General features: G+C 71.0%; 23 protein-coding genes and 1 tRNA gene. 16 read left to right on the top strand and 8 right to left on the bottom strand.

Features of this window, described 5'->3' with window-relative positions; genetic code table 11:
- The first annotated feature begins 108 nt into the window (after positions 1–108).
- From istA to KG111_RS15915, 3 genes are all read left to right on the top strand, one after another.
- Positions 109–1,374, top strand: a complete 1,266-nt coding sequence (gene istA, locus KG111_RS15925; RefSeq protein WP_205290072.1) for an IS21 family transposase — start codon at positions 109–111, stop codon at positions 1,372–1,374.
- Positions 1,374–2,180 (top strand): IS21-like element helper ATPase IstB, encoded by an 807-nt coding sequence (gene istB, locus KG111_RS15920; RefSeq protein ID WP_205290071.1) that lies wholly within the window; start codon positions 1,374–1,376, stop codon positions 2,178–2,180. The genes istA and istB overlap by 1 nt, the downstream gene beginning before the upstream one ends.
- Positions 2,181–2,282: 102 nt before the next feature.
- Positions 2,283–2,355 (top strand) — tRNA-Gly (locus KG111_RS15915).
- A gap of 205 nt (positions 2,356–2,560) precedes the next feature.
- On the opposite strand, the gene KG111_RS15910 is transcribed toward KG111_RS15915, so the two are convergent.
- The gene (locus KG111_RS15910; protein ID WP_205289748.1) at positions 2,561–4,078 is read right to left on the bottom strand and encodes a serine hydrolase domain-containing protein; all 1,518 of its coding nucleotides are present in this window, start codon (positions 4,076–4,078) and stop codon (positions 2,561–2,563) included.
- A gap of 179 nt (positions 4,079–4,257) precedes the next feature.
- Positions 4,258–5,148 carry a class II glutamine amidotransferase gene (locus tag KG111_RS15905; RefSeq protein WP_205289747.1) on the bottom strand — a complete coding sequence of 297 codons (891 nt, stop codon included), beginning with the start codon at positions 5,146–5,148 and terminating at the stop codon, positions 4,258–4,260.
- A 185-nt stretch (positions 5,149–5,333) separates the two neighbouring features.
- On the opposite strand from KG111_RS15905, the gene KG111_RS15900 reads away from it, so the two are divergent.
- Positions 5,334–5,987 carry a PASTA domain-containing protein gene (locus KG111_RS15900; protein ID WP_213450003.1) on the top strand — a complete coding sequence of 218 codons (654 nt, stop codon included), beginning with the start codon at positions 5,334–5,336 and terminating at the stop codon, positions 5,985–5,987.
- On the opposite strand, the gene KG111_RS15895 is transcribed toward KG111_RS15900, so the two are convergent.
- Positions 5,970–6,278 carry a hypothetical protein gene (locus KG111_RS15895; protein ID WP_205289745.1) on the bottom strand — a complete coding sequence of 103 codons (309 nt, stop codon included), beginning with the start codon at positions 6,276–6,278 and terminating at the stop codon, positions 5,970–5,972. The genes KG111_RS15900 and KG111_RS15895 overlap by 18 nt on opposite strands.
- 540 nt (positions 6,279–6,818) lie before the next feature.
- Between KG111_RS15895 and KG111_RS15890 the strand changes: the two genes are divergently transcribed.
- The 3 genes from KG111_RS15890 to KG111_RS15880 all read left to right on the top strand — a co-directional run bounded on the left by KG111_RS15890 (position 6,819) and on the right by KG111_RS15880 (position 9,782).
- Positions 6,819–7,289 carry a hypothetical protein gene (locus KG111_RS15890; RefSeq protein WP_205289744.1) on the top strand — a complete coding sequence of 157 codons (471 nt, stop codon included), beginning with the start codon at positions 6,819–6,821 and terminating at the stop codon, positions 7,287–7,289.
- 361 nt (positions 7,290–7,650) lie between these two features.
- A complete protein-coding gene (locus KG111_RS15885; RefSeq protein WP_205289743.1) occupies positions 7,651–9,228 on the top strand; it encodes an MDR family MFS transporter in 1,578 nt (525 codons plus the stop codon).
- An 86-nt stretch (positions 9,229–9,314) separates the two neighbouring features.
- Positions 9,315–9,782 carry a hypothetical protein gene (locus tag KG111_RS15880; protein WP_205289742.1) on the top strand — a complete coding sequence of 156 codons (468 nt, stop codon included), beginning with the start codon at positions 9,315–9,317 and terminating at the stop codon, positions 9,780–9,782.
- A gap of 17 nt (positions 9,783–9,799) precedes the next feature.
- Here the strand turns inward: KG111_RS15880 and KG111_RS15875 are convergent, their stop codons facing one another.
- Positions 9,800–11,425 (bottom strand): APC family permease, encoded by a 1,626-nt coding sequence (locus KG111_RS15875; protein WP_205289741.1) that lies wholly within the window; start codon positions 11,423–11,425, stop codon positions 9,800–9,802.
- Between the two features lie 123 nt (positions 11,426–11,548).
- On the opposite strand from KG111_RS15875, the gene KG111_RS15870 reads away from it, so the two are divergent.
- Entirely contained in the window at positions 11,549–12,472 is a 924-nt protein-coding gene (locus KG111_RS15870; protein ID WP_249666172.1) for an HNH endonuclease family protein, read from the top strand.
- On the opposite strand, the gene KG111_RS15865 is transcribed toward KG111_RS15870, so the two are convergent.
- Genes KG111_RS15865 through KG111_RS15855 form a run of 3 tightly spaced genes read right to left on the bottom strand, consistent with a single transcriptional unit; the run spans position 12,429 to position 14,968 of the window.
- Entirely contained in the window at positions 12,429–13,139 is a 711-nt protein-coding gene (locus KG111_RS15865; RefSeq protein WP_205289740.1) for a response regulator, read from the bottom strand. The genes KG111_RS15870 and KG111_RS15865 overlap by 44 nt on opposite strands.
- Positions 13,136–14,257, bottom strand: a complete 1,122-nt coding sequence (locus KG111_RS15860; RefSeq protein ID WP_205289739.1) for a sensor histidine kinase — start codon at positions 14,255–14,257, stop codon at positions 13,136–13,138. Before KG111_RS15860 ends, KG111_RS15865 begins: the two co-directional genes overlap by 4 nt.
- Positions 14,258–14,266: 9 nt before the next feature.
- Entirely contained in the window at positions 14,267–14,968 is a 702-nt protein-coding gene (locus KG111_RS15855; protein ID WP_205289738.1) for a class F sortase, read from the bottom strand.
- A 216-nt stretch (positions 14,969–15,184) separates the two neighbouring features.
- Here KG111_RS15855 and KG111_RS15850 point away from each other — a divergent pair, with 216 nt between their 5' ends.
- Both KG111_RS15850 and KG111_RS15845 read left to right on the top strand, forming a co-directional pair.
- A complete protein-coding gene (locus KG111_RS15850; protein ID WP_205289737.1) occupies positions 15,185–16,273 on the top strand; it encodes a glycosyltransferase family 2 protein in 1,089 nt (362 codons plus the stop codon).
- 2 nt (positions 16,274–16,275) lie between these two features.
- Positions 16,276–16,446, top strand: coding sequence for a hypothetical protein (locus KG111_RS15845; RefSeq protein ID WP_205289736.1), 171 nt, complete (start codon positions 16,276–16,278; stop codon positions 16,444–16,446).
- 63 nt (positions 16,447–16,509) lie between these two features.
- Here KG111_RS15845 and KG111_RS15840 read toward each other — a convergent pair whose 3' ends face one another.
- Positions 16,510–17,004, bottom strand: a complete 495-nt coding sequence (locus KG111_RS15840; RefSeq protein WP_205289735.1) for a TspO/MBR family protein — start codon at positions 17,002–17,004, stop codon at positions 16,510–16,512.
- 332 nt (positions 17,005–17,336) lie between these two features.
- On the opposite strand from KG111_RS15840, the gene KG111_RS15835 reads away from it, so the two are divergent.
- The 6 genes from KG111_RS15835 (at position 17,337) to KG111_RS15810 (ending at position 21,735) form a co-directional block, all read left to right on the top strand.
- On the top strand, positions 17,337–17,540 hold the full coding sequence (locus KG111_RS15835) for a cold-shock protein (RefSeq protein WP_056749414.1): 204 nt from the start codon (positions 17,337–17,339) through the stop codon (positions 17,538–17,540).
- A 170-nt stretch (positions 17,541–17,710) separates the two neighbouring features.
- Positions 17,711–17,863 carry a hypothetical protein gene (locus KG111_RS15830; RefSeq protein WP_205289734.1) on the top strand — a complete coding sequence of 51 codons (153 nt, stop codon included), beginning with the start codon at positions 17,711–17,713 and terminating at the stop codon, positions 17,861–17,863.
- A gap of 107 nt (positions 17,864–17,970) precedes the next feature.
- Positions 17,971–18,279, top strand: a complete 309-nt coding sequence (locus KG111_RS15825; RefSeq protein WP_205289733.1) for a metal-sensitive transcriptional regulator — start codon at positions 17,971–17,973, stop codon at positions 18,277–18,279.
- Positions 18,280–18,345: 66 nt separating this feature from the next.
- Positions 18,346–18,585 carry a heavy-metal-associated domain-containing protein gene (locus tag KG111_RS15820; protein ID WP_205289732.1) on the top strand — a complete coding sequence of 80 codons (240 nt, stop codon included), beginning with the start codon at positions 18,346–18,348 and terminating at the stop codon, positions 18,583–18,585.
- Positions 18,582–19,469 carry a DUF8832 domain-containing protein gene (locus KG111_RS15815; protein ID WP_205289731.1) on the top strand — a complete coding sequence of 296 codons (888 nt, stop codon included), beginning with the start codon at positions 18,582–18,584 and terminating at the stop codon, positions 19,467–19,469. Before KG111_RS15820 ends, KG111_RS15815 begins: the two co-directional genes overlap by 4 nt.
- The gene (locus KG111_RS15810; protein WP_205289730.1) at positions 19,453–21,735 is read left to right on the top strand and encodes a heavy metal translocating P-type ATPase; all 2,283 of its coding nucleotides are present in this window, start codon (positions 19,453–19,455) and stop codon (positions 21,733–21,735) included. The genes KG111_RS15815 and KG111_RS15810 overlap by 17 nt, the downstream gene beginning before the upstream one ends.
- The last annotated feature ends 12 nt before the right edge of the window (positions 21,736–21,747 follow it).

The raw sequence follows: 21,747 nt of genomic DNA, 5'->3' as shown, positions 1-21,747 counted from the left end.
CCGGTCGCCCCTGTCGGCGGCGCCTGAAAACTGACCCCCTATCGACGGTCGAAAACTGACCCCCTCCGAGACCCTGTCCTCACCAGTCGTGAGGCAGGGGGACGAGGAGTGTTGTCAGTGGAGGATTGGGCTGAGATCCGTCGGCTGCACAAGACCGAGGGGTTGCCGATAAAGATGATCGCCAGGACGTTGGGCGTCTCGCGGAACACGGTGCGTGCCGCGCTGGCGTCCGAGGGGCCACCGAGGTACGTGCGGAAGCCGGCGGGGTCGGCGGTGGATGCGTTCGAGCCCCGGATCCGGGAGCAACTGCAGGCGTTCCCGACGATGCCGGCCACGGTGATCGCCGAGCGGGTCGGCTGGGACCGCGGGATGACGGTCTTCAAGGAACGTGTCCGGGAGTTGCGGCCGGCCTACCTGCCGCCGGACCCGGCGTCGCGCACGACCTATGAGGCTGGGGAGCTGGCGCAGTTCGACTTCTGGTTCCCCGACATCGAGATCCCGGTCGGCTACGGCCAGACCAGGACCGCGAGGCGGCTGCCGGTGATGACCACGGTGACCGGCTACTCCCGCTGGTCCGGTGGTCTGTTGATCCCCTCACGCGACGCGCGGGACCTGTATGCAGGCTGGTGGCGGCTGCTGTCCGAGCAGCTGCTCGGTGTGCCCAAGACGCTGGTCTGGGACGGCGAAGCCGCGGTCGGCCGGTGGCGTGCCCGCCAACCTGAGCTCACCGTCGACTGCCAGGCGTTCCGCGGGGTGCTGGGTGCGAAGGTGGTGATCTGCAAGCCCGCCGACCCCGAAGCCAAGGGCATGCTCGAGCGGATCCACGACTACCTCGAGAAGTCCTTCCTGCCCGGCCGCACCTTCGAGTCCCCGGCCGACTTCAACACCCAGCTCGCCGGGTTCTTCGTGAAGGCCAACGCCCGGAAGATGCGGGTCCTCGGCTGCACGCCCGGTGACCGGGTCGCCGCGGACCGGGCCGCGATGCTGCCCCTTCCACCGGTGGTGCCCGAGGTCGGTTGGCGCCAGACGCTGCGGCTTCCACGCGACCACTACGTGCGCTTGGATTCTAACGACTACTCCGTCCACCCCGCGGTCGTCGGGCGGCGGATCGAGGTCCACGCCGACCTGGACCGGGTGTGGGTGACCTGCGAAGGCGCGATCGTTGCCGACCACACCCGGGTGTGGGCTCAGCACCAGACGATCACCGACTTCGAGCACACCATCGCGGCCAAGCATCTGCGCCACGGCCGTGCCGATCTGCTGCGCCCGGTCGCCGACGCCGCGACCGGTGAGGAGGTCGAGATCCGTTCACTCGGCTTCTACGACCGAGCACTCGGCCTGGTCGACGAGCCGGCTGAGCAGGAGGTGTCTTGATGGCCGCTAGGTCGACCACGAAGCCGAAGACCGGCCGCGACGTCACCAGCGAACTGGAGTACCTGACCCGGGCGTTGAAGGCACCCACCCTGCGCGAAGCGGTCGAGCGCCTCGCTGAACGAGCCCGGGAAGAGTCCTGGACCCATGAGGAGTTCCTCGCCGCATGCCTGCAACGCGAGGTCGCTGCACGCGAGACCCACGGCGGCGAGGGACGGATCCGCGCCGCCCGGTTCCCCGCCCGCAAGTCCCTGGAGGACTTCGACTACGACCATGCCCGCGGTCTGAAGCGAGAGACCATCGCCCACCTGGGCACCCTGGACTTCGTCGCCGGCAAGGAGAACGTGGTCCTGCTGGGCCCGCCCGGCACCGGTAAGACCCACCTGGCCACCGGGTTGGCGATCCGGGCCTGCCAGGCCGGGCACCGGGTCCTGTTCGCCACGGCGTCGCAGTGGGTCGACCGGCTGGCTGAGGCCCACCACGCCGGACGGCTGCAAGACGAGCTGCGCAAGCTGGTGCGCTACCCGGTGCTGGTGATCGACGAGGTCGGCTACATCCCGTTCGAGCCCGAGGCCGCCAACCTGTTCTTCCAGCTCGTCTCGTCCCGCTACGAACGAGCCAGCCTGATCGTCACGTCCAACAAGAACTTCGCCCGCTGGGGCGAAGTCTTCGGCGACGACACCGTCGCCGCAGCCATGATCGACCGGCTCGTCCACCACGCCGAGGTCATCGCCCTGAAAGGCGACTCCTACCGGCTGAAGAACCGAGAACTCGGCCGTGTCCCCGCGGCCACCAACGAAGAGAACTAGAGACCGAGGGGGTCAGTTTTCAACCGACGGAAAGGGGTCAGTTTTCGACCGCCGTTGACAGCCCCGAAGGCGGACCCGGATGGGAAGCCGAGCGGAGCAAGTGCGGACATAGCTCAGTTGGTAGAGCGCAACCTTGCCAAGGTTGAGGTCGCGAGTTCGAGTCTCGTTGTCCGCTCGCAAGGTCAGGCCCGCCGACGGACAGACGCGTGCGCACGCGCTCCGCGGGCCGCGGGGAGGGCGCGATCCAGGCGGGTCGCGGAGTGCCTCGCGATGACCCCGCGATCAGAGCTGTCGCAGCGCCCCAGCGCCCCAGCGCCCCAGCGCCCCAGCGCCCGGTCCCGGTGAGCCGGGACCGGGCGCTGGGGGCGTAGATCAGCCGATCAGCCGACCCAGGTCAGCGCGTGGAACTGCTGCGCGCCGAGGAAGGTCGACAGGATCTGGCCCGCGGAGGCCTGGCCGTTGGCGCTGTTCCAGAAGATCGCGACGCTCTCGTCGCGGTCTGGGAAGGCCAGGAAGAACGCCTTGCGGGTGGTGTTGTCACCCCAGTGCCACAGGGCCTTGCCCTTGCTGCTCTCCTGCAGCCCGACGCCGAGGCCCCAGCTGATGAAGGGGTTGGCCGGGTTGTCGGCGTCGCGGTCGGCGTCGGCGGAGTACTCGGTCCACAGGGTGTGGGTCTCGGGCTCCAGGCCCTCGCCGTCGATGAGCGCGTGCTGGATGAAGCGGGTGTAGTCCTCGGCCGTGGTCTGCAGGGTGTACGCCGAGTTGCCGCGCTGCCAGTTGCTCATCGCGACCGGGACGCCGGCCGCGTCGTGACCGACGATCGTCCGGTCGGCGTTCTCCGCCAGCGTGACGAGGGTGGAGTCGTTCATGCCGAACGGCTCGAACACCTCCTCCTTGAGGGTCTCGTGGAAGAGCTGGCCGTCGAGGTGCTCGATGGTCTGCTGCAGCAGGAAGAAGCCGTCGCCGGAATAGCCCCAGTCGGTGCCGGGCGTGAACGCCGGGGTCAGCAGGCTGGACTCGTTGCCGGCGCCGTTGGCCCAGTTCGGCAGTCCGGTGGTGTGGTTGAGGACCATGCGGGCCGTGATCGTCTTGGCGTCGTCGCTGTGGGCGGTCCGGGGCGACTCGTAGTACTCCCACAGCGGGGTGTCGAGGTCGATGACGCCCTCGTCGACGCGCTTGAGGAACACGTAGGAGCTGACGACCTTGCTCAGCGACGCACCCTGGAAGATCGAGTGGTTGGTGACGGGGACGTTGGTCGCGGTGCTCTGGACACCGAAGGAGTAGCTGTCCGTCACGCCGTTCTTGGAGTAGACGATCTGCGCACCGGGGATGTTCCAGCCCTCGAGGATCTCCGCGAGGGACTCCTCGCGGTCCGCCCGCAGGGCGAGCAGGTCGGCCTCGGTCGCCTTGGTCTGGGCCTGGGCGGCGTAGGCGTCGGCGCGCTCGGTGCTGCGGGCGGCGGCGGCCTTCGCAGAGCGGACGGCGGCCCGCTGCTTCGCGGCGGCCTGGGAGCGGCTCTTGGCGATCTTGCGCTGTGAGGCGACCTTGGCGCGCAGGGCCTTGACCTTCGCCTTGAGCCCCTTCTTCTTCGCCCTCTTCACGGCCGCGGAGGTCTTCTTCGCCGACTTCGCGGCCTTCTTGGCCTGGGCGGTGAAGACCTCGGCCTTGGCCTCGGCGCGGTCGGCGGTGCGGGTGGACGCGGCGGCGACCTTCTTCTGGGTCTCGGACTTGACGGTCAGGGCCTTCGCCTCGGCGCGCAGGGCGGCCACGTCGTCGCGGACGCCGGCCGCGGCCTGCGGGCCGGTGCCGAGGCCGGCGATCAGTGCGACCGCGGCGGTGACGCCGACGAGCGCGCGGCTCGCACGGCGAGCTCGGGTGGGGGAGGGGGAGCGGTGCATCGTGGGGGACTCCTTCGGGTGATTCGGCCCTTGAGGGCGCGATCACTAAAGCAAAATCGGATCCCCGCATGCGGCCGTCGAAATGCTCCCGTCACGCCCAGTGAGACTGTTTTCGCTGCCGCAACCTGAGAGCCATGGCGTTCACGCGCCGGTTACGGAAATCCGTCCCCGGCTGAGGCCTAGTGGCGGGCGGCCAGACCCTCGTGACCACCGGGATGCTGGGCGAGCGCGGTGTCGCGCTCGAGGTCGCCGATGTCTTGGAGGTGGGCGGGGCGCGCCGGCAGCGGGCGGGAGCTGTGCACCTCCAGGTCGGGGCCGACGTGGAGCACCTCTCCGGAGTCCAGCAACCGCCAGCCCGGGTCGTCGGTCATCGGCTCGCTGGCGATCACGACGCTGCGCTGCTCGGCGAGCTCCTCACTGCGCATGCTGATCCGGTCGGTGCCGTGGGAGAGGGCGTCGAGACCGTCGCGGCCGGGGACCTCGAGCACGTGGAGCTCGTGGGTGTCGGGGTAGCGCACCGCCCACAGGTCCGTGGGAGTGACGAGGATGAGGTTGACCGCGTACAGCGTCAGGTTCTCCGCGATCCAGGTCAGCGCGGCGGTGATCGCGGCGCCGACGTCCCCGCCGTTGCGCCGCGCCTCCGCACTGATCAGGGCGAACACCCGCTCGGAGTCCGTCTGCCCCTGGACCAGGCTCATCGCGTCGAGGTCGCGCAGGCGCTCCTCGAGCCGGTCCAGGTCGCCCACCACGCCGTTGTGGGCGAGCAGGCGTCCGTCCTGCTCGAAGGGGTGGGTGTTCTCCGGTCGGACCGGGCCGGTGGTCGCGTAGCGCACGTGCGCCACGAAGGTGGTGCTGGCGAGGTCCCTGGCCTCGGTGGCGAACGCACGGTCCTCGTACGCCGCCAGCGGCTGCTTGTCCAGGACGGGGTGGCCGTCGGAGGCGAAGACCCCCAGCCCGGTGCCGTCGGGCATCCGATGGCTCTGCTCGGCCAGGCTGTCCGGTGCGCTCAGCAGCCAGAACGTCGCTCGTCGCGGCGTACGCCCCGCGTGCATCCCGAACAACCGGCACATGGATCCTCCCGAGGTCACCAGCCGTGTGATCCAGTGAACACCCGCGCGCCAGCGGGACGTGTGGCGGGCCTCGGCGAGGTCGGTCGCGGTCAAGCAGGTGGCTGCGTTGATTTGTTCATCTGTCTGCGGTGCCTGAAGCGCTTACCTACGCTGAGACTGCTGACCGCTACAGCTCGAGGAGACCCGTGAGCACCAACCCTCCTGATGGCTACCCGCCGCCTCCGGAGCAGCAGAACAACCCGAGCTGGGATCCGTATGCAGGTTCGGGTTCCGGCCCTGAGCCGACCCGGCAGCTCAACTTCGGTCCACCGCCCCCGGAGCAGCCCTGGTGGATGCAGCGGTGGTTCGGCATCGCCTCCCTCGCCGTGGGAGCCGTCATCATCTTGGCGCTCATCGGGGCGCTCTTCGGTGAGGACGACAGCGAACCGGCCGCAAGTACGACGACCACCGATCCGTCCCCGACGGCCACGGTCACGGTCACCGCGACGCCGACACCCTCCCCAGGGCCGGCCGAGGAGACAGGTGCGCCGGCGGAGGCTGAAGCGGAGAACGAGGCTTCGAAGAAGGCAGGCGAGAAGGCCGCGGACGAGCCCGCTGACGCCTGGACGATGCCGGATGAGGTCGGGAAGAACCTCCAGGCAGCCCAAGACCACATCCAGGGCGTCACCGACGACCCGTTCTTCGTCACGCTGTCCGAGGACGCCACGGGCGAAGGCCGGTTCCAGGTGCTCGACTCCAACTGGCAGGTCTGCAGCCAGTCCGTGGCCCCCGGGGAGAAGTTCAGTGCAAACACGGAGATCACCTTCTACACCGTGAAGCTCTCAGAGACCTGTCCCTGACGCCGCCGGCGCTTCGTCGGTGACCAGCGAACAGGTCAGGAGGCAGTACTGATTCACGCTGCCGACGAGCTCCATCGCTGCTTCCTCGATGTCGTCGCCGCCCTCGGAACCATCCGTGAACCGAACGATCCGGGACACCGGCCAACGGTGGTCGGTCTGGAACCTCTCGTTCGCGGTCACCGCCCAGGGGGCGCCGTCCCAAGCGTTGAGGGTCAGGAGCAGTCGCAACGTCAGGGTCGCGCCGGTCCGGTAGGCGCTGACGTCACTGCCGGGCTGAGCCCACGTGAGCACCCGGAGAGCGCCGAGGTCGAGAACGATCGCGTCTGCGTTCTGCAGGACCCGCGCAACGCTCTTCTCGACGTGCCTGAGGCCGGGGGAGCGTCCGCGGCGACCACCTGCGGGGGAGTCTGTGCTGTGAACTCGACCGGCGCCCGGAACTCCTTCCCGACCCGGATCGGCTGGTACTGGCCGTCCCACACCTGCCACCCGGAGTACAGCAGCACCACGCCCGTGGGACGCCTGTGGACGTCGCCGATCATCGAGCGATGCTGGCAGCACGCGTCCGGCGAAGCAACCGGTCAAGGCGGCCCGGCCCGGCGCGTCCCTTCCCTAATACAGGGGCACTTCGGTGCGGTCTTGGCGCACACCGCGTCGGCGGTCTTCGCGCTCACATAGCCTGCAACGGACCGCATGGCGGTCGCCCCGCGGATGCTGAGCGCTGGTCTCAGCCCGGCGGGCAACGGCTCGAGACGAGGGCCATCTGCCTCTCTGCCACAGCCCCGCGGCCGCGCACTTCCCGCGCAGCAACCACGACCACCTAGGACTGCTCCCATGAAGAAGCTCATCGCGACTCTGCTCACCGCCGGGGCGCTCTCGCTCGGCCTCCAGGCCACTCCCGCCATCACCGCGTCAGCGGAGGCTGCGGCAGTAGCGAAGCCGAGCACGAAGAAGTGCGTGAACAAGGCGCGCTTCCGCAAGATCAAGAAAGGCATGTCGGTCGCCAAGGTCCGGCGCATCGCCAAGCACCGCGGCCGCATCGAGTCCGACGCGACCTACTCCGACGGCGACCGCAACCTGACCCTGCGCTTCCGGCAGTGCGGCACGTCCTGGCGGTACTCCTCGATCTACGTGTCCTTCGAGTCCACCGAGTACCGGCGGTACGTGCGCAACGACGTCTGCTACTGGGAGGACACCAACTGGGACGGGTCCGATGACACCTACGTCTGCGACGACTACGGCTACTGGGAGACCGTGTACGGCGGCCCGCTGAAGGTCACCGGCAAGTCGGCGTACTGGTTCTGACCGGCTCGGTCCGGTGCCCCTGCGCGCTTCCGTCCGCAGGGGTGCCGGATGTTCACGTCACCCCTCAGTTCGCCGGCCGCACTAGCCTGGGTAGCGAGTCGAGCCCAGGTCAGGAGCGGTTCATGCGCATGATCACCGCCTCGAGCTTCATAGACGGCTTCATCGACGGCTTCATAGACGGTAGGCCTGCCCGCGCAGGTGTAGTCCACGGGCGAGCCGGAACGTGCCGGCGAGCTCCTCGCGCAGCCCTCCACGGCAGGCTCACGGCCGCCGCTGGGATCGGGCTACGTCTCCAGCGTCGAGGTCACCTGTCAGGCAGGACCACCCCGGCGAGCTGACTTCACATCCATCGGAGTGAACCGTGAACTCACCCGAAGCGACACCCGCGAACGCCTCCGAGAGGCTGGATCGCAGCGTCATCATCACCGGGCTGGTCATCGTCTCCGGCCTCGTCATGGTCGTCCTCGACAGCACCATCGTGAACGTCGCCCTCGACACCCTGAGCAAGGACCTGAAGTCGAGCCTGTCCACGACGCAGTGGCTCGTGACCGGCTACCTCCTCGCGGTCGCCATGGTCATCCCGCTCACCGGGTGGGCCATGGACCGCTTCGGCGCGAAACCCACCTGGCTGACCGCGCTGAGCCTGTTCATCATCGGCTCCGCACTCTGCGCGACAGCCTGGAACATCGAGTCGCTGATCACCTTCCGCATCCTGCAGGGCCTCGGCGGCGGAATGCTGATGCCTGCCGGGCAGGCGATGATCGCCCGGGCGGCCGGTCCGGAGCGGATGGGACGCGCCATGGCCATCCTCGGCGTCCCGATGCTGCTGGGGCCGGTGTTCGGGCCCGTGGTCGGCGGCGCGCTGGTCGAGTACTCCAGCTGGCACTGGATCTTCCTCGTCAACGTCCCCATCGGCATCCTGGCCATCGCGCTCGCCGTGTGGAGGCTGCCGAACGAGGAGGTCGACGCCGACGTCCACCTGCTCGACTGGCTCGGCCTCGTCCTGCTCTCGGGCAGCCTCGCCGCCCTCCTCTACGGCCTCTCCGAAGCCTCCTCCAAAGGCGGGTTCGACCACTCCAGCGTGCTGGGCTGGCTCATCGGCGGAGCCATCGGCCTCGCCCTGTACGTCGCGCACAGCGTCCGCAAGGGCGAAGAATCCATCCTCGACGTCCGCCTGCTGACGAACCGGCTGTTCACGATGGCCAACATCGCGGTGTTCCTGGTCGCCGTCGGCCTCTTCGGCGGCATGCTCCTGCTGCCGTTGTACTACCAGACGGTGCGCGGCGAAGGCGCCCTGGACGCCGGGCTGCTCCTCGCCCCGCAGGGGCTGGGCGCCGTCGCCTCCATGGTCATCGCCGGCCGGCTCACCGACCGCTTCGGTGCCGGCTACGTCGTACCCGTCGGCGTCACCCTCGCCCTCCTCGGAACGTTCCCGTTCACCCAGGTCGGCATCGACACCTCCTACTGGTTGCTCACCGTCGCGCTGTTCGTCCGCGGCATGGGTCTGGGGGCGGTGATGATGCCGACCATCTCCTCGGCCTACCTCAAGCTCAGCCAGGACAAGGTCACCCGTGCCACCCCGGCGCTGTCGGCCGTCCAGCAGATCGGTGCGTCGCTGGGGTCCGCCATCCTCGTCACCGTGCTGTCCGCGCACCTCACCGGCCTGCTCGCCGACCGGGGGATGCGCCAGCAGGACCCCGGCGGCGGCTCGGACTCCCTGGCCGCTTCGTTGTCGCCACAGGCGAGGTCGGTGGTCGGGCCGCTGATGGCCGACTCGTTCGGTTTCGCGTTCTGGATCGCGCTCGGCCTCACCGCCCTCATCTACATCCCGGCGCTGTTCATGCCTCGCTTCGGCAGGCATGACCGCGCCTCCGATGTCCGCGACGCTCCCGATGCGGACTCCGCCGACGCCACTGCAGCCGAACCGCCAGGCCACTGACGCCGGGGTCGCGCCGCAGGCCCTGGTGCTCCCTGGTCCGGTGGTTAGTGTCGAGAGAGGACCTGACCTCGACCCAGGGAGACGCCATGCACCCCACCCACATCCCGCTGCGCGTCGCCACCGGCGCGTACATCCTCAACTCCGGGCTCAGCAAGCTCGGCGCCGACGAAGGGACCGCCCAGTACCTCCACGGCTCCGCGGCGGGCGCCTACCCGGTGTTCAAGGACATGCAGCCGCAGAAGTTCGCCCAGCTCCTCGCCTGCAGCGAGATCGCGGTCGGCGCGGCGCTCCTGGCGCCCGTCGTGCCCGCGACCGTCGCGGGGGCGGCGCTCACCGGCTTCGGCGCCAGCCTGGTGGGCATGTACCTGCGGACCCCCTCGATGACCCTGGACGACGGCATCCGCCCGAGCCCGGACGGCATCGGCCTGGCGAAGGACGCCTGGTTGGTGGGCGGCGGCCTGACCCTGCTCGCCCAGGGGCTGTGGGGCGCCGCGAAGTCCGGCGCGAAGTCGTCGAAGAAGGCGGTACGCCGGGCCACCCCCGGCGTCGGCTGAGCAGCGCTGAAGCCGCCTCAGGCCTCCGGAGCGGTCCCCTCGCTGCGCTCCAGCCGAACGTCGGCGGCAGCGATGGCTGCCTCCTCGTCGGCCAGCCGTGAGCTCACCGCCCACTCGAACATCACCAGCGAGAACGCCGCGACGACGAGCATGTCGATCCCCAGCGGCATCCAGTCCTGGCCGCCGCCGAAGCGGCCGGCGAACGTCAGCGCCAGCAGCCCGACGTAGTACGGGCCGAGCCAGACCAGCGAGCGCAGCGCCAGCGACCTGACCAGCCCGCGGTCGCGGGCCACCCGCCAGCCGAGCACCACGAAGCCGACGGCGATCGGGATCGTCAGCTTGCTCATCGTCTCCCAGCCGGTCCAGTAGATGATCAGCCCCACCACCACGAACGCGACCCGGGCGAGCACCCCCAGAGCCGGGATCCGGAACGGCCGGGGGCGATCGGGGAGCTGGCGGCGCAGCGCCACGACGGTGATCGGACCCATGCACATCGAGAGCACGATGGCGCCGGAGTTGAAGGAGAGCAGCTCCGACCATCCGTCCCGGAACGCCAGCAGCAGTGCCATCCCGACGACGAAGTTCAGCACCATCGCCCGCAGCGGGACACCGCGCCGGGAGAACGTCGAGATCACGCGGGGGAAGAGCCCGTTCTCCGAGACCGCGACCGCGAGCCGGCCGGTGGAGGCGGTGGAGACCAGTCCCGCCCCGAACGGCCCGAGGATGGCATCCGCCACCACCAGCTTGGCCAGGGCGGTCATGCCCAGGCCGGTGAGGATGGCGGCCAGCGGCCCGTTCGCGCCTCCCTTGTCCAGCTCGGCCCAGCCGAGGTCGAGCTCCGAGGGGTCGACCGCGCCGACGAAGGCGAGCTGGAGCAGCGTGAAGAGCACGGCGCAGATGAGGATCCCGCCGACCAGCGCCACCGGGATGGTCCGCTGCGGGCGTCGAGCCTCGCCGGCGAGGTCCAGGGCGTGGCGGAAGCCCAGGAACGCGAAGACCACCCCGCCGGTGGTGATCGCGCTCAGGACGCCGGTGGTCCCCGCGGGGGCGAACCCCGTCTCACGGATCGGCTCGGTGGAGAAGTGGGTCAGCAGCGCGATCGTGATGACCACCGGGATGATGAGCTTCACCCAGGTCAGCGCCGTGTTGATCCGGGCGAAGAGGGCCACGCCGTACGCGTTGATCGCGGTGAAGACGACCATCACCACGGCCGCGGCGCCGACTCCTGGCAGGCTCAGCGCGCTCGAGCCGTTCGCGGAGGCGTCCTCGGTGAAGAGCCAGCGGAAGGCGGCGTCGTTGCTGGCGTACTCCAGCATCGCCTGGGTCTCGATCGGAGCGGCGGTCACGTAGCCCACCCACGCCACCCAGCCGATCGCCACACCCACCCCGGGGCCGTGGCTGAAGGTCGGCAGCCGGCCCAGGCCGCCGACCACGGGCAGCATCGCGGAGACCTCGGCGAAGACCAGCGCGACCGTGACCAGCATCAGGGCGGCGATCGGCCACGCGAGGATGGCGGCCGGGCCTGCCTGTTGCGCCGCGAACAGCGGTGCGAAGAGCAGACCGGAGCCGACCACGCCGCCGACGGCGACGAAGGTCAACCCGATCGTGCCCACCGAACGACGAGGGGCCTGCGGCTCGTCCATCACGCTGCTCGGTACCCGAGGCGTTCAGGCCGCACCCGGGCGCCGGCGCAGGATACCCAATCCGAGACCTCCAGGTCCGCGCCCGAATCGGAGCGCGCGGGGTGAGGGCCCTACGGTTCAGTCGTGCCTGATCCGCTCCACCCCGGCCGCCCCCACGCGCGCAGCCTGAAGGCCGCGCTGGCCGCCCTGGCCACCGGCGCGGTCCTCCTCGCAGGCGCCTGCGCCCCGTTCGTCACGGAGGCGCCCACACCCGAGCGGGTGGCCGAGGGGGCGGGCTCACCGGGCTCACCGGGCGCGGGGCAGGAGCCGGGCGCGGTCGCTTCCGGGACGGCGCTGGCGCAGCTGGAGACGCTGACGGTCAAGGGACGGGCGCCGAAGACCGGATACGACCGGGACCACTTCGGCCCGTCCTGGACCGACGACGTCGACGTGACCTACGGGCACAACGGCTGCGACACCCGCAACGACATCCTCCGCCGAGACCTGGTCGGCATCGTCCTCAAGCCCGGCACCCGCGACTGCGTGGTCGCCGCGGGTGTCCTCCCCGACCCCTACACCGGCCGGGCGATCCGGTTCCTCCGCGGCCAGCGCACGTCGGCGGCCGTCCAGATCGACCACGTGGTGAGCCTCTCGGACGCCTGGCAGACCGGCGCGCAGCGCTGGGGCGCCGCCACCCGTACGGCGTTCGCCGGCGATCCGCTGAACCTGCTCGCCGCCGACGGTCGGTCCAACGCCGCCAAGTCCGACTCCGACACCGCCACCTGGCTCCCGCCGTACAAGGCCTTCCGGTGCGAGTACGTCGCGCGCCAGGTCGCGGTGAAGGCCCGCTACGGGTTGTGGGTCAAGCCGGCCGAGAAGGACGCCATGGCGCGGGTCCTGTCCGGCTGCCCGACCCAGCCGGCTCCCACCGCCGCCGACGCGACCCGGCCGACCCGCACCGCCGTCCGGATCGACACCCAAGGGATCGCCGCGCCGACACCGAGCCCGACGCCGCGCCCGGCGCTCACGACCAGTCGTCCGGCAGCAGGCCCGCCCGGTAGGCCATGATCGCGGCCTGCACCCTGTTGGACGCGTCGAGCTTGCCCAGGATGTGCGTGACGTGGGCCTTCACCGTGGCCTCGCTCAGGTAGAGCTCGTGGGCGATCTCGGCGTTGGACGACCCCTGGGCGATCAGCGTCAGCACCCGTAGCTCCCGGTCCGACAGCGTCGAGATCCGCGTCTGCAGCTCCGGGGGCGCCTCGTGCCCGAAGGAGCGGGACAGCCGGCCGGTCAGTGTGGGGGAGAGGATCGCGTTGCCCGAGGCCACGGTCCGGATCGCCTGGATCAGCGCCGCCGGCGGCGTGTCCTTGAGCAGGAAGCCCGCGGCGCCCTTCTCGAGCGCCTCCGCAAGGTGCTCGTCGAGGTCGAACGTGGTCAGGATGACGACGCTCGGTGGTTCGGGCAGCGCGCGGACCAGGGCCAGGGCGCGCAGGCCGTCGACCTTCGGCATCCGGATGTCCATCAGCACGATGTCGGGCGACAGCGACCGGACCTGGTCGACCACCTCGACGCCGTCGGAGGCCTCGCCGACGACCTCCACGTCCGGGGCGCTGGACAGCAGCATCCGTAGCCCGGCTCGGACGAGTGCCTCGTCGTCGACGAGCAGGATCCGGATCCGTCGCTGCTCCTGTCCCTGCTCCTGCCCCTGCTCCTGCTCGTCCCCGGCGGTGCTCATATGAGGTCTCCGATCATGGGCAGCAGTGCGCGGACGCAGTACCCGCCATCGGGCTCCGAACCCGCGTGGAAGGTGCCGCCGAGCAGGGCCACGCGTTCCCGCATCCCGTAGAGCCCGACGCCGGCGCCGGTGGCCGCACGGGAGGACGTACGGGTGCCGACGCCGTTGCGCACCACCAGGCACAGCCGTCCCTCGTCCTCACTCAGCTCGACCGTGGCCGTGGCGCCCGCGGCGTGCTTGCTGACGTTGGTCAGCGCTTCGCGCACGACCCGGTACGACGTCCGGGCCACCCGCGGGGGACAGGCGTCGAGGAAGCCCGGCGGCGTGCGGTCCTGCAGCGTCACGTCCATGCCGGCCTCGCGCCACTCGTCCACGAGTGCGCGGACCTCGGCCAGGGTGGTCCGCGGGGCCCGCTCCTCGTGCGCGGACTCGGTGGTGCGCAGCAGGCCGACGACGGTGCGCAGCTCCTCGAGCGCCTGACGAGCGGTGCGCCGGATCATCTGCGCGGACTCCACCGTCTGCGGATTGTCCGCCGACACCTCCAGGGCGCCGGCCTGCAGCGCGATCAGGCTGACCTGGTGGGCCACCACGTCGTGCATCTCGCGGGCGATGCGCGTGCGTTCGTCGCGGCGCGCGACGTCGGCGGCGCGGCGCGCACGCTCCTCGGCCAGTGAGGCCGCGGTCGCCCTGTTCCCCGCGACGGTGATGCCCACGGCGGTCGGGAACGCCACCAGCGCCCCCCAGGCCAGCACGGTGGCCAGCGGGCCGATGCGCGTGGCGAGCTCCACCAGGGTCGGCACCGAGACGAGGGCGAGCACGATCCAGGTGCGCCGGCTCGCGCCGTGGACCTCCGCCACGGTCCCGACCGCGAGGATGATCGGGCCCGGCTGCTGGGCGAGCACCAGGCCCAGCACGGCGATCCCCAGCACCAGCTCGGGCTGGCGACGTCGCCAGAAGATGGCGACGCAGCACAGCAGCGAGACGCCCAGACGCAGCGGGGTCGGTTCGTGGGGGCGGCCCTGCACCATCTCCGAGGCGGCGATGGCCAGGGTGACCGCGACGACGACCACGTCGAGCGTCCAGCCCGACGCGAGGGGCCGAGCCCACCCTGACGCCACCTCGTCACCCTAGGTGAGGGTCGGCACGAATGTCGCCACGAGGTTGGAGTCCCATCCGCGAGCGGAGGAGTAGCTGCCACCGCAGGTCACGATCACGAGCCGCTCGGGCCCGTCCTGGCCGAACACCTTCTGGGCCGGCAGCTCGCTCTTCGCGTAGGTGTCCAGCGACTCCAGCCGGTAGGTCTGTCCGCCCAGCGTCACCTCCGACCCCATGGGCAGCTCCTCCAGGTGGGCGAAGGGCCCCCTGCCCTGCTTCGCGCTGTCGCGGTGCACCACCAGCACGACCGTCCCGGACCCGTCCCCGGGCAAGGCGCCCTGGTCCCAGCGGCCCAGGGTCTTCACGTCGTCCGGGGGCACGAGCGCGCCCTGGTCGCCGCGGGCCACGTCGACGACGCGGAACGTGCGGTCCCACGCCGAGACGGCCAGCGAGAGGGGTCCGTGCTCCGCCTCCGCCTCCTGGCTCGGCTCCGCGGCCTGCTGGCCCGCCGCCGTGTCGGCGGCGGGGTCGCCGGCGACGCGGGCGGCCTCCTCGTCGTACGTCTCGGTGCTCCGGCCGAGCAGGAAGGCCACCGTCTGCTCGAGCGTCGCCTGGTAGGTCGCGAGCGGGACCTGGGCGAGAGCGCCGACGGCGAGGAGCACGAGGACGACGGCGAGCACCACCCGGCCCGTGCGTCCGAGCCGGCCGGTGCGGTCGAGGTCCGAGGTTCTCACGTCTCCAGGATCGCCCTCACGCGCGCGCGCGACGTCGTCCGCGCGTAGCGGAACACGTGGCGAAGGTCGATCCGAAAGTCGATCCGGACCACCTCCGATCGGACCTCGGGAGTGGACCTATGGCCGAAGGCTCCGAGCGCCGATCGCGGGATGTTGGAAGTGCCCGAGGAGGACGGGCAGAGCGGCTGGAAGGCCCAGCCGGGAGCGAGGAAGGAGATGAGGACGGTGGTCTCGGACTCGGTCGCAGAGGTTCGCCAGGTCGTGGCCCTCGTCCCGGCACACAACGAGGCCGAGGTCATCACGGACGCGATCCAGGGACTGCAGGTCCAGGAGCACGCACCCGAGCGGATCATCGTCGTCGCCGACAACTGCACCGACGACACCGTCCGCATATCCCGCGAGGCGGGGGCCGAGGTCTTCGAGACCGTCGGGAACACCGACAAGAAGGCCGGGGCGCTCAACCAGGCGCTCGCGGTCCTGCTCCCACAGCTGGGCGACGACGCCGCGGTCCTGATCCAGGACGCCGACAGCGCGCTCGACCAGGGCTTCGTGCTCGCAGCGGTCCGCTACCTCAACAGCGACCCGAAGCTGGGCGCCGTGGGCGGCACGTTCCGCGGCCGCGACGACCACACCTTCGTCGGTCACCTGCAGCGCAACGAGTACGCGCGCTACGCCCGCGACGTGCGCCGGCTCAAGGGCAAGTGCCTGGTCGTCACCGGCACCGCAGCCGTCCTCCGGGTCCCCACGCTGCGCGAGGTCTCCCGGGCACGCCTCGACGGACGCATCCCCCGCGGCGACGGCCGCGGCGGGATCTACGACACGACCGTGCTGACCGAGGACAACGAGCTGACCTTCGCGCTCAAGCACCTGGGCTACAGCGTGCTCTCCCCCAAGGAGTGCACGTTGACCACCGAGGTCATGCCGACCTGGCGTGCACTGTGGAACCAGCGCCTGCGCTGGAAGAGGGGAGCCCTCGAGAACTGCGTGCAGTACGGCGTGACCCGGGTGACCTGGCGCTACTGGGGGCGGCAGATGTTCACCGCCCTCGGCATCATCGTCACGGCGATCTTCCTCGGCAGCATCGCGTGGTCGCTCTACGCCTACGGCGGCCTGTACATCCGGCCGTTCTGGCTGGCGATCACTGCGGTGTTCGTCGTCGAGCGGATCGTCACGGTCAAGGACCGCGGTCCCTGGCGGATGCTCCTGGCCGCCTCGATGTACGAGATCTTCTACGACATCTTCCTGCAAGTGGTGCACGCCAAGGCGTACACCGACGTCGTCCTGCGCCGTGAGAGGAGGTGGTGACCATGTATGACGCACCGACCAGCCTGCTGCCGGCGACGGTACCGGCCGGGCTCGCCGGGGGCGCGCTCGCGCTGACGGGAGCGGACCTCGTGTGGATCCTGCTCGCGGTGTTCGCGCTGATCGCAGCCGGGTCCGCCCTGTGGCGGGTGATCCCCCGTAACGGCGAGCTCTGAAGAGCGCCGGTGCTCCGCGAGGAGCACGAAAGGCGGGTGAGCTGCCGCCGCCCCTGACCGAGGTCAGTTCGCGAGAGCGATCGCCAGGTTCAGGGCGCCGGCGTAGCCCACCCACCCCAGGTAGGGCAGCAACAGCACGCCGGCCAGGCGGCGGCGCCTGACGAAGAGCACGATCGTCGCCACGATCGCCACCACCAGCGCGCACAGCTCGACGAACGCGATCCAGTACTTGTCGCCGCCGAAGAACAGCGGCGTCCACGCGGCGTTCAGCACCAGCTGCACCAGCCACGTCCCCAGCGCCACGTCGACCCGGCGCACCGCGAGCCAGGTCAGCCACGCGGAGAGGGCGATCAACAGGTAGAGCAGGCTCCACATCGGCCCGAACAGCCAGCCCGGGGGAGCGAACGGGGGCGTGTCGAGGTTGTCGTAGGTGCTGCGCGAGTCCTGCGCGGCCAGCGAGCCGAACCCGGCCGCGGCCACCACCAGGAGCACCACGACCGCCAGCGCGACGAGGTCGGCACGTCGTACGCGGGTGCCGAGCAGCGTGTCCGAGGCCATGGCGCAGTGCTACCCGAGCCGAGGCGCCGCCATACGGCCCAGGCGATGCGCCTGCGGGCGCACCCGCGTTTCCGCGACCGACACGGGTGCGTAGCAGAACCTTCATTGAAGCCGAACAAGAACTTGTTGCAGGACGGGTTACGAATCTGCACCAGATTGGTAGGGTCGATCACGCAGAGGATGCAGTTCGAAGGTGAACGCCTGCGGAGCATGTGGCCGACGGCGTATCTGGTTTGTGGTGTCCCATCACGGGTCGGAGCGACGTGTCATCGCATTCGCTGCGGGCCGTCGAGGTGGCGGCTCTCGCCCCGACACGAGGAGTGACGAGCAACATGGCTCAGGGCACCGTCAAGTGGTTCAGCGCCGAGAAGGGCTTCGGCTTCATCGAGCAGGAGGGTGGAGGCGACGACGTCTTCGTCCACTTCTCTGCGATCCAGAGCAACGGCTACAAGTCCCTCGAGGACAACCAGAAGGTCGAGTTCGACGTCACCCAGGGTCCCAAGGGCCCGCAGGCGGAGAACGTCCGTCCTCTCTGAGTGAGACCGAGCTGAGAGGGGCGGCGGACCGCGAGGCCCGCTGACCCCGACCCATGTGGCCCCACCCCGGTGGGGCCACATGCAATTTTCCTGAAGTCTCAGGTTTCTGCCTACGATCCGGGAGACGATGGGGCCGGGGGCACGCGCTCAGCAATGCCGGGGAGGGAAAGATGGGCGACCAGTTCGACATCTCCCTCGACGACGACGACCTCCTCGTGGAGGTCGAGCTCACCACGAACCTGATCATCGCCGCGACCGCCTCCGACGACCGGTTGCCGCAGTACGAGATCGACCGCATCCTCGGCGTCGCGCACTTCGCCTGAAGCCCAACCCGGCTCGGCCTGGTTCGACCCGTCTCGCGTCGGTGCCTCGGCCGACCGCTTCGCGCCGTCCCTTGAGGTACTTACCCTAGGGGGGTATGGTTACCGGCATGACCGAGGTCGACCAGACGCAGCACCACCACGGCTACATCAACCGCAAGGACGACTACCTCAAGCGGTTGCGCCGGATCGAGGGGCAGGCCCGCGGGCTGCAGCGGATGGTCGAGGAGGAGAAGTACTGCATCGACATCCTCACCCAGGTCGCCGCGATGACCAGGGCGCTGGAGTCGTTCTCCCTCGGCCTGCTCGAGGAGCACCTCAGCCACTGCGTGGTCGGTGCCGCCCGTGCCGGCGACGCCGAGGCCAGGGAGAAGGTCGACGAGGCGATGGCCGCCATCGCCCGGCTCGTCCGCTCCTGAGCCGCCCCCAACCACCAGCCACCCGCCACCACCAGCCCTGTTCGAGAGCGTCGAAGGAGACGACCGATGAGCACCACCACCTCCTGGACCGTCACCGGGATGACCTGCGGGCACTGCGCCGCCTCGGTCACCGAGGAGATCAGCGAGATCCCCGGCGTCGAGGACGTCCAGGCCAGCTTCGAGACCGGCGCCGTCGTGATCACCAGCGCCGCCCCGCTGGAGCGCTCCGCCGTCGCAGCGGCGGTCGCCGAGGCCGGCTACACCCTCGCCGACGGACCCGCTGCCGAGCAGACCGACCCGTCGTGAACGCCTGGCAGCGCGTCGTGGCCCTCCTCGTCGTGCTGGGCCTCGGCTTCGGCGCCGCCTTCGCGCTCGGCGGGGCCGTCGGCCCGATCGGCGCCGACGACGCCGACGACGACCGGCACGGCCACGGTGACCGCCTGGTCCTGAAGCCCGCCGACGGCGACCACGACCACGGTGGAGCCGCGGACCCGGCCGCGGCGAACGTGATGGACCTGGCCCGCACCGCCTACGACGCCGGGCGCCAGGAGCTCACCTTCGTGATCCGCGACGCGGCCGGCGAGCCCGTCACGTCGTACGACGTGCAGCACGAGAAGCTGCTCCACCTGGTCGCCGTGCGTCACGACCTCGGCGGCTACCGGCACGTGCACCCCGAGCTGGACCCGGCCACCGGTGAGTGGAGCCAGCGCCTCGACCTGGATGCGGGCAGCTGGCGGCTCTACGCCGACTACGTGCCCAGCGGCGGTTCCGCGACGCTGACCCAGGCCGACGTCGCGGTCGCGGGTGACTTCCGGCCCACCGAGCCGCCCGCCGACAGCGACACGGACACCGTCGACGGCTACGACGTGCACCTGGCCCGCGCCGGCTCCGAGCTCACCTTCCACGTCACCCGCGACGGCGAGCCCGTCACGGACCTGGAGCCCTACCTCGGCGCCTACGGCCACCTGGTGGCGATTCGCGCCGACGACCTCTCCTACCTGCACGTGCACCCGGAGGACGGCGCGAGCGGGGGATCGGTGGGCTTCCACGCCGCGCTCGCCGACTCCGCGCGCTACCGGCTGTTCTTCGAGTTCCAGCACGAGGGGAAGGTGCGTCGCGCCGAGCTCGCCGTCACCACGAGCGACTCCGACACCGACCACGAGGGGGCTGGTGATGAGCACCAGCACTGAGGTCGACCTCGACCTCACCGGGATGACCTGTGCCTCGTGCGCGAACCGCATCGAGCGCAAGCTGAACAAGATCGACGGGGTCTCGGCCTCGGTCAACTACGCCACCGAGCGCGCCCGGGTCCAGCACTCCGCCGACGTCGACGTGCTCACCCTGATCGAGACCGTCGAGGCCGCCGGGTACGGCGCCCGGGTGCACCGCGGCACGCACCCCCCGGCGAGCAACGGCGGCACCATCGGCGACCCGGGCAGCACGGGCGAGACCGTCGACGAGGCGACCGCCGACCCCGAGCTGCACGCCCTGCGCACCCGGCTGGTCGTCTCCGCGGTGCTCGCGGTCCCCGTGATCGTGCTGGCGATGGTGCCGCCGCTGCAGTTCGACCATTGGCAGTGGCTCTCCCTGACGCTCGCCGCGCCCGTGGCCACGTGGGGCGCGTGGCCCTTCCACCGCGCCGCCGCGATCAACCTGCGCCACGGCGCGGCCACGATGGACACCCTGGTCTCGCTCGGGGTGCTGGCCGCGTTCGGCTGGTCGCTGGTCGCGCTGTTCCTCGGCGACGCCGGCGCCGACGGCATGCGTCACCCGTTCCGGCTGCTGCCCGGGTGGGGCGACGCGCCGACCAGCGGGCTGGGCGACATCTACCTGGAAACCGCCGCGGGCGTCACCGTGTTCCTGCTGGCCGGCCGCTACTTCGAGAAGCGGTCCAAGCGCCGCGCCGGCGCCGCGCTGCGGGCGCTTGCCGATACCGGCCTGCGGGAGGTCGCGGTGCTGCGCCACGGCGTGGACGGCCCCGAGACGACGGTCCCGCCGGCCGAGCTGGCGGTCGGCGACCTCTTCCTGGTCCGCCCCGGCGAGAAGATCGCCACCGACGGCATCGTCGTCGACGGCCGCTCCGCGGTCGACGTCTCCCTGGTCACCGGCGAGTCCGTGCCCGTGGAGGTGGCGCCGGGGGATGCCGTCGTGGGCGCCACCCTCAACACCAGCGGCCGGCTCGTCGTGCGCGCCGGCCGGGTCGGCGCCGACACCCAGATCGCGCAGATGGCGCGGCTGGTCGAGGACGCCCAGGCCGGCAAGGCGGCCGTCCAGCGGCTCGCCGACCGGATCTCCGGCGTCTTCGTGCCGGTCGTGATCACCCTCGCCGTGGCCACCCTCGGCTTCTGGCTCGGCGCGGGCGCCGGCGCGCCGGTGGCGTTCACCGCGGCCGTGGCCGTGCTGATCATCGCCTGCCCGTGCGCGCTGGGCCTGGCCACACCGACGGCACTGATGGTCGGCACCGGCCGCGGCGCCCAGCTCGGCATCCTGGTCCGCGGACCGGAGGCGCTGGAGTCGGCCAGGGCCGTCGACACCGTGGTCCTCGACAAGACCGGCACCCTGACCACGGGCGCCATGCGCGTCACCGACGTGCACCCCGCCCCCGGCGAGTCCGCCGACGACGTACGACGGATCGCGGCCACGCTCGAGGCGGGCTCGGAGCACCCGATCGCCCGCGCCGTCGCCGCCCTGGTGCCCGCCGAGCAGCGCGGCACGCTGGGCGACTTCGCCAGCCACTCCGGGCTCGGGGTCACCGGCACCGTGGACGGCTGCGCCGCGGCGGTGGGCCGGCCCGCGTTCCTGGTCGAGCACGGCCTCGAGATGTCGGACGAGGTCGCCGCGCTGGTCGCGCAGGCCGAGGACGAGGGCGCGAGCGCGGTCGTGGTCGGCTGGGCCGGCCGGGCCCGCGGCGTGCTCGCCGTCGCCGACACCGTCAAGGAGGGGGCCGCGGAGGCCGTGGCCCGGCTGCGGGACCTGGGGCTGCACCCGGTGCTGCTGACCGGTGACAACGAGCGCGCCGCGCACGCGGTCGCCGCGGCCGTCGGGATCGAGGAGGTCGTCGCCGGCGTGCTGCCGGCCGACAAGCGCGACCTCGTCGCCGCCAAGCAGCAGGCCGGGCACGCGGTGGCCATGGTCGGCGACGGCGTCAACGACGCGGCCGCGCTCGCCCAGGCCGACCTCGGGATCGCGATGGGCACCGGCACCGACGTGGCCCGGGAGGCCAGCGACCTGACGATCGTCAGCGGCGACGTGCGCGTGGCCGCGGACGGGATCCGGCTGGCACGTCGTACGTTGCGCACGATCCGGGGCAACCTGTTCTGGGCGTTCGCCTACAACGTCGCAGCGTTGCCGCTGGCCGCCGCCGCCCTGCTCAGCCCGATGCTGGCCGGCGCCGCGATGGCGCTCTCCAGCGTGTTCGTGGTGAGCAACAGCCTGCGGCTGCGCTCCTTCCGCTGAGCCCTCTCATTG

This window comes from Nocardioides faecalis (assembly GCF_018388425.1).
Taxonomy (GTDB): domain Bacteria; phylum Actinomycetota; class Actinomycetes; order Propionibacteriales; family Nocardioidaceae; genus Nocardioides; species Nocardioides faecalis.
This window is presented reverse-complemented; position numbering and strand designations above follow the sequence as displayed.

Coding starts and splice junctions, on each gene's coding strand:
- KG111_RS15890 (WP_205289744.1), top strand. CDS start 6,819: ATGAAGAAGCTCATCGCGACTCTGCTCACCGCCGGGGCGCTCTCGCTC.
- KG111_RS15835 (WP_056749414.1), top strand. CDS start 17,337: ATGGCTCAGGGCACCGTCAAGTGGTTCAGCGCCGAGAAGGGCTTCGGC.
- KG111_RS15865 (WP_205289740.1), bottom strand. CDS start 13,139: ATGAGCACCGCCGGGGACGAGCAGGAGCAGGGGCAGGAGCAGGGACAG.
- KG111_RS15875 (WP_205289741.1), bottom strand. CDS start 11,425: ATGGACGAGCCGCAGGCCCCTCGTCGTTCGGTGGGCACGATCGGGTTG.
- KG111_RS15910 (WP_205289748.1), bottom strand. CDS start 4,078: ATGCACCGCTCCCCCTCCCCCACCCGAGCTCGCCGTGCGAGCCGCGCG.
- KG111_RS15840 (WP_205289735.1), bottom strand. CDS start 17,004: ATGGCCTCGGACACGCTGCTCGGCACCCGCGTACGACGTGCCGACCTC.
- KG111_RS15825 (WP_205289733.1), top strand. CDS start 17,971: ATGACCGAGGTCGACCAGACGCAGCACCACCACGGCTACATCAACCGC.
- KG111_RS15905 (WP_205289747.1), bottom strand. CDS start 5,148: ATGTGCCGGTTGTTCGGGATGCACGCGGGGCGTACGCCGCGACGAGCG.
- KG111_RS15810 (WP_205289730.1), top strand. CDS start 19,453: ATGAGCACCAGCACTGAGGTCGACCTCGACCTCACCGGGATGACCTGT.
- KG111_RS15850 (WP_205289737.1), top strand. CDS start 15,185: ATGAGGACGGTGGTCTCGGACTCGGTCGCAGAGGTTCGCCAGGTCGTG.
- KG111_RS15820 (WP_205289732.1), top strand. CDS start 18,346: ATGAGCACCACCACCTCCTGGACCGTCACCGGGATGACCTGCGGGCAC.
- KG111_RS15845 (WP_205289736.1), top strand. CDS start 16,276: ATGTATGACGCACCGACCAGCCTGCTGCCGGCGACGGTACCGGCCGGG.
- KG111_RS15830 (WP_205289734.1), top strand. CDS start 17,711: ATGGGCGACCAGTTCGACATCTCCCTCGACGACGACGACCTCCTCGTG.
- KG111_RS15880 (WP_205289742.1), top strand. CDS start 9,315: ATGCACCCCACCCACATCCCGCTGCGCGTCGCCACCGGCGCGTACATC.
- istB (WP_205290071.1), top strand. CDS start 1,374: ATGGCCGCTAGGTCGACCACGAAGCCGAAGACCGGCCGCGACGTCACC.